Origin of the sequence: Amycolatopsis azurea DSM 43854, assembly GCF_001995215.1 — a bacterium.
Lineage (GTDB): Bacteria > Actinomycetota > Actinomycetes > Mycobacteriales > Pseudonocardiaceae > Amycolatopsis > Amycolatopsis azurea.
Genome location: NZ_MUXN01000015.1, coordinates 38,303 through 52,170, shown reverse-complemented (window position 1 = coordinate 52,170; position 13,868 = coordinate 38,303). Strand labels below are relative to the sequence as shown.

Below are 13,868 nucleotides of genomic sequence, written 5' to 3'. Positions count from 1 at the left end.
CTCCGGGCCGTTCGGGCGGGCCCGGAGCGAGTGTTGCGCACCCCCACCGTAAGTCCGGACCCGGGATGGCACACCTCGTTCGTCCTTTCAAACAGTACGCCCGTCCTGTTTGGCTTGGCAAGCCGACACGCGCGTCACGAAGGTCTCATCCACCTGCGGCCGTTCGAGTGACGAAACGTTCGTCTGTTCGTCCCCCGTTGAGGGGAAATGGTGCCTACGGTGTGTAAGTTCCTGGTGGTGCTTCTGGTAATGCTGTGACGGCAGTGGCACAGTGAGCTCGAAGTTCAAGATCAGGAGGTGGGTGGATCGTGCGTGGTGAAGCCGGGTCTGCGGCCGGTGCCCGCCGTGGCACGACCATCGGTGCGCTGGGGATCGCCCTGTTGCTCGGGGTGACGGGTACCGCCATCGCGGTACCGCCGCCCCCGCCGAACCCCAGCGACTCCGAGATCAACTCCAGCAAGGCCGACGCCAACGCCAAGGCGGGCGACGTCGGCAGGCTGACGAACCAGCTGGCCCAGGCCGAATCGAAGCTCGCGCAGCTCAACGACGACGTCGAGCTGAAGATGGAAGAGGCCAACAAGGCGAGGGTCGACGCGGAGACCGCGCAGGACGAAGCCGCCCAGGCCGACCGCGAGGCGAAGTCCGCGCGCACCGAATCCGACGCCGCGCAGGCGACCATCGACAAAGCCCGCGCCGACCTCGACAAGTTCGCCGCCGCCAGCTTCCAGCAGGGCAGCACCATCGGTTCGGTGTCGGCGTACCTGACCGCCAACAGCCCCAAGGAACTCCTCGGCCGCGCCCAGATGCTCGACGCGGTCGGCGGCAGCAGGCTCAACGCGCTCGACACGATGAAGCGCGCGCAGACGGACAAGTCCAACAAGGACGCGACGGCGCGCAAGAAGCTGGAGATCGCGCAGGAGCGCAAGCGCGCTGCCGAAGCGGCGAAGCACGAGGCCGACAACGCCCAGAGCGCCGCACAGCACGCGCAGGACACCCAGGCCACGCAGAACGAGAAGCTCGAAGCCGACAAGACGAACGTCGAGAAGCAGCTCTTCGAAGCGCAGCAGAAGGTCAGCGGCCTGCAAGGGCAGCGGCAGCGCTATGAAGACTGGAAGGCGCAGAAGGCCCGCGAGGACGAGGAGCGTGCCCGTCAGGCCGCGCTCGCCGCGTCGAGGCCCAGCCCCAGCCAGGGCGGCGGTGGCCGTCCGTCGAGCAGGCCCGTCCAGTCGGCGCCCGCCGGGGCGAGTGTCGAGGCCGCGGTCCAGCGGGCGTTGTCGCAGCTGGGACTTCCGTACGCTTGGGGCGGTGGCAACACCTCCGGCCCGACGCGCGGTATCCGCGACGGTGGCGTCGCCGACCGCTACGGCGACTACATGAAGATCGGCTTCGACTGCTCGGGCCTGATGATCTACGCGTTCGCCGGGGTGCGGGCGCTCCCGCACTACAGCGGATACCAGTACAACTCCGGGCGAAAGGTGCCGCTGTCCCAGATGCGCCGCGGCGACATGCTCTTCTGGGGCGGCGGTGGGGGCATCCACCACGTCGCGATGTACCTCGGGAACGGGCAGATGGTCGAAGCGCCGCAGTCCGGTCTGCGGGTCCGGGTCGCTCCGGTGCGCTACGGCGGCATCATGCCGTACGCGACCCGCATGATCGGCTAGTCGTGACTTACGCGGGGATCGTGCTGGCGGGCGGTGCCGCGCGCCGCCTGTCCGGTGTGGACAAACCCGCGCTTCCCGTCGGCGGGAAACCGTTGCTCGCCAGGGCTCTGGCGGCGCTCGCGGCCGCGGATCCGGTGATCGTCGTCGGTCCCGAACGGCCGGGCTTCGGTGACGTGCTGTGGACCCGGGAGTCCTCGCCCGGGACAGGTCCGGTCGCCGCGCTGGCTGCCGGTCTCGCGTTGGTGCGCACGGAGATCGTCGTCGTGCTGGCCGGTGATCTCGCCGGAGTGCGGTCGTCCACTGTGGATCGGCTGGTCGGTTCGCTCGGTGCCGCGTCCGGAGCCGTGCTGGTCGACGACTCGGGGGAGCGGCAGTGGCTGCTCGGCGCCTGGCGGGTGGGGGCGCTGCGCGGGGCCTTGCCGGAGACGGTCGAGAACGCCTCGTTGCGACGGACGCTGGGCGGGCTGGAGATCGTCGAGGTGCCCGAGGAGCCGGGCGAGAGCGACGACATCGACACGCCGGAGGACCTCGACCGCTGGTCGTAGTCAAGCCCCTTCACAGCCGTCATACCGCTGATCGGGTTGGCTACCTTCACGAACGGCTGTGCCACCGACCACTACGGTCACATCCGGACGGAACAACGCAAGCGGGGAACACAGGAGGCACGAGTGACCGAGCCCGGCTACGCCGACGGCGCGCAGCAGCAGCCCGGAACGCCGGCGCGGGACGCCCAGTTGCTGGAGCGGACCGTGTTCGAGGTCAAGCGGATCATCGTCGGCCAGGACAGGCTGGTCGAGCGGATGCTGGTCGGCCTGCTGGCCAGGGGACACCTCCTCCTCGAAGGCGTCCCCGGCGTCGCGAAGACCCTCGCCGTCGAGACCTTCGCCCGGGTGGTCGGCGGGTCGTTCTCGCGCGTGCAGTTCACCCCGGACCTGGTCCCCGCCGACATCCTCGGCACCCGGATCTACCGCCAGGGCGCCGAGCGGTTCGACGTCGAACTCGGCCCGGTGGTGGCGAACTTCGTACTCGCCGACGAGATCAACCGCGCGCCGGCGAAGGTGCAGTCGGCGATGCTCGAGGTGATGGCCGAGCGGCACGTGTCGATCGGCGGCCAGACCTTCCCGATGCCCGACCCGTTCCTCGTGCTCGCCACGCAGAACCCGATCGAGAACGAGGGTGTGTACCCGCTGCCCGAGGCGCAGCGCGACCGGTTCCTGTTCAAGATCGTCGTCGAGTACCCGACCGCCGAGGAAGAGCGGGAGATCATCTACCGGATGGGCGTCACCCCGCCCACCCCGCAAGAGGTGCTGAGCCCGGCCGAGCTGGTCCGGCTGCAGAACGTCGCTTCGCAGGTCTTCGTGCACCACGCGCTGGTCGATTACGTCGTCCGCCTCGTGCTCACCACCCGCACGCCGAACGACCACGGCCTCGCCGATGTCGCGGGCTGGGTGTCCTACGGCGCCTCGCCGCGTGCCAGCCTCGGCATCATCGCCGCGTCCCGCGCGCTGGCGCTGGTCCGCGGCCGCGACTACGTGCTGCCGCAGGACGTCGTCGACGTCGTCCCCGACGTGCTGCGTCACCGGCTCGTGCTGTCCTACGACGCGCTGGCCGACGGCGTGCCCATCGACCACATCATCACGCGGGTGCTGCAGACCGTCCCGCTGCCGCAGGTCTCGGCCCGTCCGCAGGGCGGCGCCGGGCAGGGCGGCCCGGTCCCGGCCGGCGCACCGGTCAGGTAGGGAAGCGAGCGTGAAGAACGAGAAGGGCGAACGTCCTTCCTGGGCACCGCCGGTGCTCCGCGGGGAGCGGATGGAGGCGGGCCTGCGCACGCTCGAACTCGACGTGCGCCGCCGTCTCGATGGTCTGCTGCAGGGCAACCACCTCGGTCTGGTGCCTGGACCGGGTTCGGAACCGGGGGAGGCCCGGCCGTACCAGCCCGGTGACGACGTCCGCCGGATGGACTGGGCGGTCACCGCGCGGACGACGAGCCCGCACATCCGGGAGACCGTCGCCGACCGCGAGCTGGAGACGTGGCTGGTGGCGGACGTGTCCGCGAGCCTCGACTTCGGCACGGCGTTGTGCGAGAAACGCGACCTGGTCGTCTGCGCGACGGCCGCCGTCGCCCATCTGACCGGCGGCGGTGGCAACCGGATCGGCGCGCTCGTCTCCAACGGAGCGGGCAGCATCACGCGGATCCCGGCGCGCGGCGGGCTCCCGCACGCGCGGGGACTGGTCCGCAAGCTCGCCGAGACCCCGCGCGCCGAGGAAGGCGTCCGCGGGGATCTCGCCGCGGCACTGGAGAAACTGCGCCGTCCGCCCCGCCGTCGCGGGCTCGCCGTCGTGATCTCCGATTTCCTCGGTGACACCGAGTGGCAGCGCCCGTTGCGTGCGCTCGGCGGGCACCACGACCTCATCGCCATCGAAGTCCTCGACCCGCGCGACATCGACCTGCCCGACGTGGGCACCGTCGTGCTGGCCGACCCGGAGACAGGGAAACAGCGCGAAGTGCACGCTTCGGCCTTGCTGCGCAAGGAATTCGGCGCCGCGGCGCACGCTCACCGGCAGGAGGTCGCGGCCGCGCTGCGCCGCGCCGGTGCCGCGCATCTGGTGCTGCGCACCGATTCGGACTGGATCGCGGACATGGTCCGGTTCGTGGTGGCCCGCAAGCGCCGCTGGTCCGGTGGTGTCGCGTGAGCTTGACCGGATTCGCGTCGCCGTGGTGGTTCCTGCTGCTGCTGGCGGTCGCCGCGGTAATCGTGGGCTACGTGCTCTCCCAGCGCGCGCGCCGCAAGCGCACCATGCGGTTCGCCAACCTGGAACTGCTGGAGAAGGTCGCGCCGAAGAGCCAGGGCTGGGTGCGGCACGTTCCCGCCATGCTGATCGTGCTTTCGCTGCTGGTGCTCACCGTCGCGCTCGCCGGGCCGACGGCCGAGCAGAAGGTGCCCCGCAACCGGGCCACCGTGATGCTGGTGATCGACACCTCGCTGTCGATGGAAGCGACCGACGTCGCCCCGACCCGGCTGAAGGCGGCTCAGGAGTCCGCGCGTTCGTTCGCGCAGAACATGACCCCCGGGGTGAACCTCGGGCTGATCTCCTTCGCGGGGACGGCGACCGTGCTGGTCGCGCCGACCACCGATCGCGGTGGCGTGGTGAAGGCGATCGACAACCTCAAGCTGGCGCAGTCGACGGCCACCGGTGAAGGGATCTTCGCCGCGTTGCAATCGATCGAGAGCTTCTCGGCGATCGTCGGCGGCGCGGAAGGCCCGCCGCCCGCGCGGATCGTCCTGATGAGCGACGGCAAGCAGACCGTCCCGGACGACCTGTACGCACCGCGAGGCGGTTACACGGCCGCGCAGGCGGCGAAGCAGGCCCAGGTGCCGATCTCGTCGATCTCGTTCGGGACCACGCACGGCTCGGTCGACATCGACGGCAAACCCCAGGACGTGAAGGTCGACGACGAATCGCTGGAGGAGATCGCCCGGCTTTCCGGCGGCGACTTCTACAAGGCGGCGAGCGCGGACGAGCTGAAACGCGTGTACGACGACCTCGGTGAGCAGATCGGGTACGAGCTGAAGGACGCCGACGCGAGCCGTCCCTGGGTCATCATCGGGACCTTGGTGCTGATGATCGGTGCCGCCGCTTCGCTCTTCCTGGGGCAACGGCTGCCGTAGCGGGTTCGGTTACCGGATGACCACCGGGATCTGCGTCCAGGTGGCGGGCCAGCGGACCGCGTGCACCTGGCCGGAACCGTTGTCGGACGAGCCCACGATGTCGCCGAGGGCGTTGATGCCGTTGGCCTTGGTCTCCTGCCCGCCGGGCAGCGACGGCAGCTCGGTCACCGTCCCGTCCGGGGCCCAGCGCACCCCTTGCCCCGGAGTCCCGGCGACGCCGAAGTCGTACGAGCCCGATACGACCCCGGTGTCGCTGATCCCGGTCGCCTTGCCACGGCTGGTGCCCTCGGGAAGGAGCAGCTTGGTGATCCGGCCGTCGGGGCTCCACCGGACGGGGTGTTCCCCGGAGTAGCCGACGACGTCGCCACGATCGTTGAGCGCGACGGCACGGGTGTGCTTCTCGCCGGGCAAGCCCATCAGCTCGGTCACCGTCCCGTCCGGGTCCCAGCGGGCCACGTGGTCGCTGGTCTCGTTGCGGATTCCGGAACTTCCGATGATCACCCCGCGGTTGTTGATCGCCTTCGCGGTGCCACCGGCGTGGCCGGGCAGGACAGGCAAGAGGCTCGGCGTCCCGTCCGGCGCCCACCGCGTCGGGTGCGAGCTGCCGCGCCGGGAACTCGCGCTGCCGACGATCACGCCGCTGTCGTTGATCCCATTGGCGCGTGAGCGGTACGTGTAGTACTCCGGCTCCTTGAGGGCCGTCATGGTCCCGTCGGGTGCCCAGCGGATCGCGCGGTCCTTGTTCAGCTTCCTGTTGTCGGTGCCCACGATGACGCCGTGGACGTTGATGGCGTTCGCCTCCGGGGTGTTCGAGCCGGGGGAGAGGTCGGTGAGGACTCCGCCCGGTGTCCAGGTGACGGGGTGCGTCATCCCTTCCGGGGGAAGGGACTCGCCGATGGCCTGTCCGTGCACGTTGATCGCGAAAGCCTCCGCGCGGTCGCCTCCGGGGAACGACCGGCTCAGATCCGTGGCCTTGCCCGGCGCCGTCCACCGCGCGGCGTGGCGTCCGCGCGCGGAGGTCAGTTCTGAATCGCCGACCACGACACCGCGGGAGTTGATCGCCGCACCCGCGCTCTGGTCGTGTCCCGGCAGGGTGCCGAGGCCGGCGATCGCGCCCCTGGCGTCCCACACCACCGCGGAGTGACGGCCGCCTCCGACGCCGGAGTGGCCGGTGATGACGCCGGAATCGTTGATCGCCTTTGCGTTGCCGGCCGGGTCCTCGGGACGAAGGGAGGGCAGGGCGGTGACGGCGCCGTTCGCGGCCCAGCGCACCGGGTGGACGCCGGAAACACCCACGACGACCCCGGCGCTGTTGACACCTTGGGCCGAGCCGCGGTCGTCTGCGGGAAGCAGAGGCAACCGGACGACAGTGCCGTCAGGGTTCCAGCGCACGGCTTTTTCCCCGGAGGTCCCGACGATCACGCCCGCGTCGTTGATCGCCGCGGCCGCCGACTTGGTGTCGCCCGGTGCCAAGGGAAGCAGCGTCATGACGCCCTTCGCGTCCCACCGCGCCGCGCGTTCGGCCGGCGGAGTGCCGATCGTGACGGTGCCTGCCACCACGCCCGCGGTGTTGACCGCGGTGGCCTCCGAATGCCCGTAGCGGTCCGGCGAGCTCAGCTCGGTGAACGAGCCGTCCGGACGCCACAGCACGGGCCGCCGGACGGAGATGCTGTCATAAGCCGAGCCGGCGATGAACCCCTTGGCGTTGATCGCCCGTGCCTCGGTCATGCGGTGCGTGCTCGGCACCGCGAGCGGGACCACCGCGCCGTCGGGGTTCCAGCGCGCGGCGATCGACCCTTGGGCCGGGCTGCTGTAAACCCCGGCCATGGTGCCGTCGTCGTTGATCGCGGTGGCGCGGCTGTCGCTGTCGACCGGGAAAGCGCCGAGGTCGACGACCGGCCCCGGGGCGCCCGCCGCCTCCTGCGCGCCGCCCGCGACGATGACGCCGCCGATTAGAAGGACCGAGAAAAACCTGCACAGCAAGAACTTTCCCCGCACCACGTGAACCCCTCCCGATTCGCCCCAGCGCGCCGCCCACCGGAGTATGGCGAAACCCGGGCAGCGGCCGGAACCGCTGATCGGACGCGGGCACACTCGTCCGCGATGTCCCTTGTGGACATACGAAATCCGTTGATTCACAAAGGATTTTCAGGGGATTCGGCTCAGGGGGTGGCGAAGCCGTTCTGCCGCCAGGCCTCGTAGACGCTGATCGCCGCGGTGTTCGACAGGTTGAGCGACCGGCTCGACGGCAGCATCGGCAGCCGCACCCGATCGGTCACCTGCGGGGACTCCTGGATCTCACGAGGCAGACCCGCCGACTCCGGTCCGAACATCAGGACGTCGCCGGGCTCGTACGCGACGTCGGTGTGCAACCGTGTCGCCGAGGCGCTGAACGCGAAGACCCGGGCGGGCAGCAGGGCCGCCCACGCCGCGTCGAGATCCGCGTGGACGTGGACGCGCGCGAGGTCGTGGTAGTCGAGCCCGGCACGCCGCAGCTGCTTGTCCTCCAGCGTGAAACCGAGCGGTTCCACCAGGTGGAGCTCACAGCCGGTGTTCGCGGTCAAGCGGATCGCGTTACCCGTGTTGGGCGGGATTTCGGGGCGGTAGAAAAGGATGCGGAACACGAGGGTTGATCGTCTTTCGTTCACGGGCGCTTCGCCTGAGCGCGGCCGGGTGGCCACCAAGCCGGACGAGCATGAGGCCCGCCCGTGACCATCCCACCACAGGAGGGCTTCATGCCTTCGCTCCCTCACCCCCTGTCGCGGCGTCGCTTCCTCGGTTACGGTTCCGCAGGCGCGGCCGCCGTCCTGCTGGGGACCGGTGCCTGGAACGCCGCAGGCGCGATGCCGCTCGCCAGTGGCGCCGGTGACCCGTTCACCCTCGGCGTCGCGTCGGGTGACCCGCTGCCCGGCGGCGTCGTGCTCTGGACCAGGCTCGCACCGAAGCCGTACGAGGCCGACGGCTTCGGCGGCATGCCGCGGACGCCGGTCCGTGTCGAGTACGAAGTCTCGCTCGACGAACGCTTCCGCGCGGTGGTCCGCCGCGGCTCCGTGGTCGCCACGCCCGAACTCGGCCACTCCGTGCACCCCGAGGTCCACGGGCTCGCGCCTGACCACGAGTACTTCTACCGCTTCCGCACCGGCGGCGTGATCTCGCCGGTAGGCCGCACCCGGACGGCGCCCGTCGCGTGGTCGTCGCCGCGTGAGCTGAACTTCGCGTTCGCGTCCTGCCAGAACTGGGAGGCCGGGCACTTCACCGCCTACGACCACATGGCGGCCGAGGACCTCGACCTGGTCGTGCACCTGGGCGACTACCTCTACGAAAGCGGCGTCACCGGTGTCGGCCGCGGCACGCCGGTGGGCCCGCAGTTCAAGGGCGAGACCTTCGACCTGGCCCGATACCGGCTCCAGTACGCGCTCTACAAGTCCGAAGCGCCGCTGATGGCCGCGCACGCCGCCTTCCCGTGGATCCACGTCAACGACGACCATGAGGTCGAGAACAACTGGGCGGGTGACCACTCGCAGGCCGACAACGAGCCCGACCAGGACCCGGTGGTGTTCCGCCAGCGCCGCGCCCAGGCCTTCCAGGCGATGTACGAGCACCTGCCGTACCGCATCGCGCAGCTGCCGAAGGGGCCGGACGCGCGTCTGCACCGGCGGCTGAGCTACGGCACGCTGGCCGACTTCACCATGCTCGACACCCGCCAGTACCGCGACGACCAGCCGTGCGGCGACGGCCAGTCGGCGAACTGCACCGAGCGGTTCGACGAGGACCGCACGCTGCTCGGGTCGGAACAGCGGAAGTGGCTGCTCGACGGCTTCTCCCGGTCCCACGCGCGGTGGCAGATCCTGGGCAACCAGGCGCCGATGGGCCAGACCGACACCGACGCGGGTGAGGCGACCAACGTCTACCTCGACCCGTGGGACGGCTACGTCGCCGACCGCGACCGCGTGCTCGCCGCGGCGCAGGACCGGGGCGTGCGGAACCTGGTGGTCATCACCGGCGACCGGCACCAGAACTACGCCTGGGACCTCAAGAAGAACTTCGGTGACCCGGGCTCACCCACGGTGGCGAGCGAGTTCGTCGGGACGTCGATCACCAGCGGCGGCAACGGCGCCGACATGACGCCCGCCGGGGAGAACCTGCTGAAGGCCAACCCGCACATGAAGTTCTTCAACAACCAGCGCGGGTACGTCCGGGTCAACGTCAACCGGCAGCGCTGGCAGAGCGACTTCCGGGTGGTTCCCTTCGTCAACACCCCCGGCGCGCCGATCAGCACGCGGGCCAGCTACGTCGTCGAAGACCGGCGCCCCGGCGTTCAGTCCGCCTGAGCGGGCAGGAGGGCGGCGTACACCTCGCGCACGGCCGCGGGTGGCGCCGCCTTTCTGAGCGTCGTGGGATCGACGAAGACGTAGCGGGTCTTCACTTCCGTGCACAGGTCGCCGCCGCGGGTGATCTCGAAGTCGATGATCAGCGACGTCGTGCCGAGGTGGTCCAGGAACACGGCCACGACGAGTTCGTCGTCGTAGCGGCAAGGCGCCCGGTAGCGGAGGTTCGACTCGGCGACGACGACGTCGACACCGCGCGCCAAGGCTTCCTCGTGGGAGCCGAAGAGGACTTTCTCCACTTCGAACATGGCCATGTCCACGTAGGCGAGATAGTTCGCGTTGAAGACGATGCCCTGCCCGTCGCACTCGTGGTAGCGGACGCGCAGCGGCATTTCGACGATCGGTTTCCGTGGCTCGGTCACGGTTCCAACCTACGTGAAGGGCCCTTCCCCGAGCCGGGAAAGGGCCCTTCACCGGGCTCAGTCGATGAAATCGATGTTCGGGTAACGCGGCGACTCACGGTCGAGCAGGTGCCGGTCGCGGCCCTTCAGGTGCAGATCGAAGAACGCGCTGATGTACTCCCGTTGCGCGGCCAGCGACCGGCGGGGATCGATGGTGCCGATGACGGCTTCCCGTTTCTCCGGGGTCACTCGCGAACCCAGCTGCGGCACGACGACCTGCAGATCGCTGTACGCCATGTGGGTACTGCCGCCGCGCAGGAGCAGGTCCCGCTTCCAGCCGCGCTGGTTGGCCCAGAAATCCGCCCAGCTCCGGTCGAATTCGGGATGCCGGTGGGTGTGTTCGAGCGGTTTCCCGTTCGGGTCGACCCCTTCGGCGCCCATCAGCATGAACGGCCGGTCCAGGCCGCGTTTCGTCACCTCGCCCGGTACATAGGCACTCCCAGGCGGGTAGCCGAACGCGGTCGCCATCGCGCCGTCCAGGTTGATCCCGGCGTCGATCCGGCCGTCGTGCACCATCGTTTCGCCGGAGGTGAACCCGCCGTAGGAATGCCCGAAGGCACCGACGCGGGACAGGTCGAGGGACCGGCCGAGACCGCGGGGGAGCGGCCGGTTCTCGGCGTCCGGGTTCTGGCCGCGGGCGAGCTTCGTGAGCTGGTCGAGGACGAAGCGGGTGTCGCCGACTCGCGCGTCGAGCGCCTTCTTCATGAACTCGGGGCCCTCACCCGGCGGGACCGCCTGTTCGAGCCGTCCGCCGGGGAATTCGACGGCCGCGCTCTCGTAGGTGTGCGAGAGCGAGACGACGACGTACCCGCGGCTCGCCAGGTCGTCCACGAGCGCCGTGTAGGTCTCCCGCGGACCGCCGAAGCCGGGGGAGAAGAGCGCCACCGGCTTCGGCGCGCCGTGCGCCGCCGGGACGCCGACCTCGGCGTTGCGTTTCGCGGTGTTCCAATCGATGGAGCCCACCGGGAGATCGAGGTAGTCCTTGCTCGCCAGCACCTGGTCGATGACCGAGCCCATGGCGGGGCTGAACCACGGTGCGCGCGGCCCGTCGGCGGACCGGTCGGCCGGGTAGGTGACGGTGACCATGATTTCCCGCCGCCGCTCCGGTTTCCACGGATCGGGGCGGGCGTTGTCGACGAGGTGGAGGTCGGTGGTGCCGACCTCGTGGTGGCCGGTGAGGGCTGGAGCGGTGAGTTTGGCCTGGTCGGCAGCGAGGGCGGGGGCGGCCGTGGCGAGCCCGCCCGCGAGCGCGAGGCCCGCGATCAGCGCCGAACCCCGCGCCAGCCTGGTGTGTCTCGATGACACTGCTGGAGTCCTTCCGGATCGGGGCGGCCCGACGGCCGCCTGTTTCCGACCATGGCAGCGCCCCGGGGTGACGCGCATCCCTCTGGAGACGGAGTCGCGGTCACCCGTGCAGGGCACGGTAGGCCGACGCGGCTCCGGGATGCAGCGGCACCTTGCCGGTGCCGATCAGCGTCCGGACGTCGAGGAACTGGGTCCCGACGGCGGGCGCGGGGACGAGGTCGGCGGCGTGCCCGGCCAGCACCCGCGCGACGGCGGCCGCGGCGTCGTCGGGCAGTGAAGGCGCTGCCAGCAGGAGGTTCGCGACGCCGATCGTCCGCAGCTCGCCGACCCCTTGGTAGGCCTGCGCCGGGACGTGGACCTGGTCGTACACCGGGCCGTAGCCCGCGCGCAGGGCGGGAAGGTGGGCGTCGAGCGGGAGGAGCGTGATCGGGGTGGTCCGGTTCAGCTCGGTGAGCGCGGGGGTGGGGATCCCGCCGGACCAGAACAGGGCGTCGACCTCGTGCGCCACCAGCGCGTTGATCGCCTCCCCGAGCAGGAGGTTCTTCGCGTGCACGGAGATCTCGGCGCGGGCGAACAGTCGCGTGCTGAACACCGCGACGCCGGATCCGTTCGCGCCCATCGCCACCGGCCGCCCGGCCAGATCGGAAAGGGACCGCACGCCGCCGTCCGCGCGGACCACGAGCTGGTGGTAGTTCTCGTAGACGCGGCCGATGGCCGAGAACGACATCGGGACCGAGAACGGGTCCGCTCCGGCGAAAGCGGACTCGGCGACGTCACCGAGGACGAGCCCGAGATCGGCCCGGCCGTCCCGCAGCCGGCGCAGGTTCTCGACACTGGCCTCGGTCGCGACAGCCGTCGCGCGCAGCCGTGGTTCCACCCGGTTCAGCTGCTGGGCGAGCAGCTCCGCGAAGGCGAGGTAGAACCCGCCGCTCTCGCCCGCCGCGATGACGACCTCGCGTTCCGGGCCCTGGTAGCCCGCCGTCGAGCAACCCGCGAGCGTGGCGAGTCCGGCGAGAAGCGCGGTGCGCCTGGTGACGGTCACGGGACGCCCCCTGCCACGAGCGGGAGTTCGACGCGGACTTCGAGTCCGTGCGGTACCGCCTCGCGCAGTTCGAGCCGCCCGCCCCGGGCGAGCACGTGCTGGCTCGCGATCGCGAGGCCGAGCCCCGTCCCGCGCGGCGCGCCGTCGCCTCCGGCCCGCCAGAACCGTTCTGTCGCGCGTTCCCGGTCCTCTGTGGACAGCCCAGGACCGTTGTCGGACACGAAGAGTGTGGCGGTCGCGTCGCCGGTCTCGTAGCCGGTGGTGATGGTGGCGCCCTGGCCGGCGTAGTGCACCGCGTTGTCCAGCAGGACGTCCAGCACCTGGGCCAGTTCGCTCTCCGAGCACCGCACGGGCACCGGCTCGTCGTGGCAGTCCGGCGCCGCGAGGCCGACTCCCTCGTCGTCGGCCGACGGGCGCCACGCGTCGACCCGTTCGGCCAGCACGGTGGGGAGATCGCAGGGTTCGTCGCCGGATTCGCCCGCGGCGAGCCGGGTCGCGGCGCTTTCGGCGAGCGCCAGCGCGAGCAGTCCGTCGAGCAGGGACTCCAGCCGTTCGACCTCCGCGACGGTCGCCCGGTAGGCCCGCTGGCCGTCGCCGTCGACCTGCGCGGCCAGGGAATCCACCCGCAACCGCAAGGCGGCCATGGGATTCCGCAGCTGGTGCGACGCGTCCGCGACGAGCCGGCGCTGCTGTTCGGACGCCTCGACGACGGCGTCGGACATCCGGTTGAACGACGTCGCGAGCGAACGCAGTTCCCTCGGCCCGGCCCGGTCGGGGACCTGGGCGCGATGCCCCTCGGTGACCGCCTGCACGCCGGTCTCCAGTTCGTGCAGCGGCCGCACCATCCAGCGGGCCAGGAGGACCGCGAGCAGCACGAACACCGCCGCGACCAGCACCGCGCCCGCCACGATCGCCGCCCAGCGGGTGGTGACGTCGGCCGCCGCCATGGTCACCGACGCGCGAAGCACGACGACTCCGGCCACCCGCGTCCCGGTGCCGACCGGGCGGGCGAAATAGACCGGATCCGCCGACCACGGGCTCAGCTGCTCAGGCCCCTTCGCGGGCTGGTTGCGCAGGGCGGACTCGACGAGCGAGCGCACGACGGGCTCCGCGGCCGTCATCCCGCCGGTTTCGACCAGCGGCGTTCCCCGCGCGTCGACCACCACGACCGCTTCGCCGTATAACGACGAATACCGTGCGGCGTCGACCGCCAGCGTGGTCGCGTCGTCGGCGTCGACGGCCTGCTGGGCGAGGACGACGAACCGGTCGACGTCGGCGTTGCGGGCGATGACGAGCTGCTGGGTCCGCTGCGCGGCGGTCGATCCGAACAGCGGGATCGCGAACGCGGCGACCACGGTCAGCGCGAGCGCGACGAGGACGACCAGCAGCCGGGTGCGCAC

General features: G+C 70.8%; 12 protein-coding genes. 6 read left to right on the top strand and 6 right to left on the bottom strand.

The window, feature by feature from the left end:
- Window positions 1-308: 308 nt before the first annotated feature.
- From B0293_RS20205 to B0293_RS20185, 5 genes are all read left to right on the top strand, one after another.
- Entirely contained in the window at window positions 309-1,661 is a 1,353-nt protein-coding gene (locus B0293_RS20205) for an NlpC/P60 family protein (protein ID WP_005150110.1), read from the top strand.
- A gap of 2 nt (window positions 1,662-1,663) precedes the next feature.
- Window positions 1,664-2,206, top strand: coding sequence for a molybdenum cofactor guanylyltransferase (gene mobA, locus B0293_RS20200; protein WP_005150111.1), 543 nt, complete (start codon window positions 1,664-1,666; stop codon window positions 2,204-2,206).
- A 123-nt stretch (window positions 2,207-2,329) separates the two neighbouring features.
- On the top strand, window positions 2,330-3,400 hold the full coding sequence (locus B0293_RS20195) for an AAA family ATPase (RefSeq protein WP_005150115.1): 1,071 nt from the start codon (window positions 2,330-2,332) through the stop codon (window positions 3,398-3,400).
- A gap of 70 nt (window positions 3,401-3,470) precedes the next feature.
- The gene (locus B0293_RS20190) at window positions 3,471-4,355 is read left to right on the top strand and encodes a DUF58 domain-containing protein (RefSeq protein WP_221473007.1); all 885 of its coding nucleotides are present in this window, start codon (window positions 3,471-3,473) and stop codon (window positions 4,353-4,355) included.
- Window positions 4,352-5,332, top strand: a complete 981-nt coding sequence (locus B0293_RS20185; protein ID WP_005150119.1) for a VWA domain-containing protein — start codon at window positions 4,352-4,354, stop codon at window positions 5,330-5,332. The genes B0293_RS20190 and B0293_RS20185 overlap by 4 nt, the downstream gene beginning before the upstream one ends.
- 9 nt (window positions 5,333-5,341) lie before the next feature.
- On the opposite strand, the gene B0293_RS20180 is transcribed toward B0293_RS20185, so the two are convergent.
- Together B0293_RS20180 and B0293_RS20175 are read right to left on the bottom strand one after the other, a co-directional pair.
- A complete protein-coding gene (locus tag B0293_RS20180; protein ID WP_245191806.1) occupies window positions 5,342-7,315 on the bottom strand; it encodes a hypothetical protein in 1,974 nt (657 codons plus the stop codon).
- 179 nt (window positions 7,316-7,494) lie between these two features.
- Window positions 7,495-7,956 carry a tRNA (cytidine(34)-2'-O)-methyltransferase gene (locus B0293_RS20175; protein WP_005150128.1) on the bottom strand — a complete coding sequence of 154 codons (462 nt, stop codon included), beginning with the start codon at window positions 7,954-7,956 and terminating at the stop codon, window positions 7,495-7,497.
- Between the two features lie 111 nt (window positions 7,957-8,067).
- Between B0293_RS20175 and B0293_RS20170 the strand changes: the two genes are divergently transcribed.
- Window positions 8,068-9,663, top strand: a complete 1,596-nt coding sequence (locus B0293_RS20170) for an alkaline phosphatase D family protein (protein ID WP_005150139.1) — start codon at window positions 8,068-8,070, stop codon at window positions 9,661-9,663.
- Here B0293_RS20170 and B0293_RS20165 read toward each other — a convergent pair.
- The 4 genes from B0293_RS20165 to B0293_RS20150 all read right to left on the bottom strand — a co-directional run bounded on the left by B0293_RS20165 (window position 9,651) and on the right by B0293_RS20150 (window position 13,868).
- A complete protein-coding gene (locus B0293_RS20165) occupies window positions 9,651-10,082 on the bottom strand; it encodes an acyl-CoA thioesterase (RefSeq protein ID WP_005150140.1) in 432 nt (143 codons plus the stop codon). The genes B0293_RS20170 and B0293_RS20165 overlap by 13 nt on opposite strands.
- Before the next feature lie 57 nt (window positions 10,083-10,139).
- A complete protein-coding gene (locus B0293_RS20160; protein ID WP_005150141.1) occupies window positions 10,140-11,426 on the bottom strand; it encodes an alpha/beta hydrolase family protein in 1,287 nt (428 codons plus the stop codon).
- Window positions 11,427-11,526: 100 nt separating this feature from the next.
- Window positions 11,527-12,468, bottom strand: coding sequence for a TAXI family TRAP transporter solute-binding subunit (locus B0293_RS20155; protein ID WP_005150142.1), 942 nt, complete (start codon window positions 12,466-12,468; stop codon window positions 11,527-11,529).
- Window positions 12,465-13,868, bottom strand: coding sequence for a sensor histidine kinase (locus tag B0293_RS20150; protein ID WP_005150144.1), 1,404 nt, complete (start codon window positions 13,866-13,868; stop codon window positions 12,465-12,467). The genes B0293_RS20155 and B0293_RS20150 overlap by 4 nt, the downstream gene beginning before the upstream one ends.

What these genes read in the sequence shown, in the direction of transcription:
- B0293_RS20190 (WP_221473007.1), top strand. Translation starts at nt 3,471, where the DNA reads ATGGAGGCGGGCCTGCGCACGCTCGAACTCGACGTGCGCCGCCGTCTC.
- B0293_RS20170 (WP_005150139.1), top strand. Translation starts at nt 8,068, where the DNA reads ATGCCTTCGCTCCCTCACCCCCTGTCGCGGCGTCGCTTCCTCGGTTAC.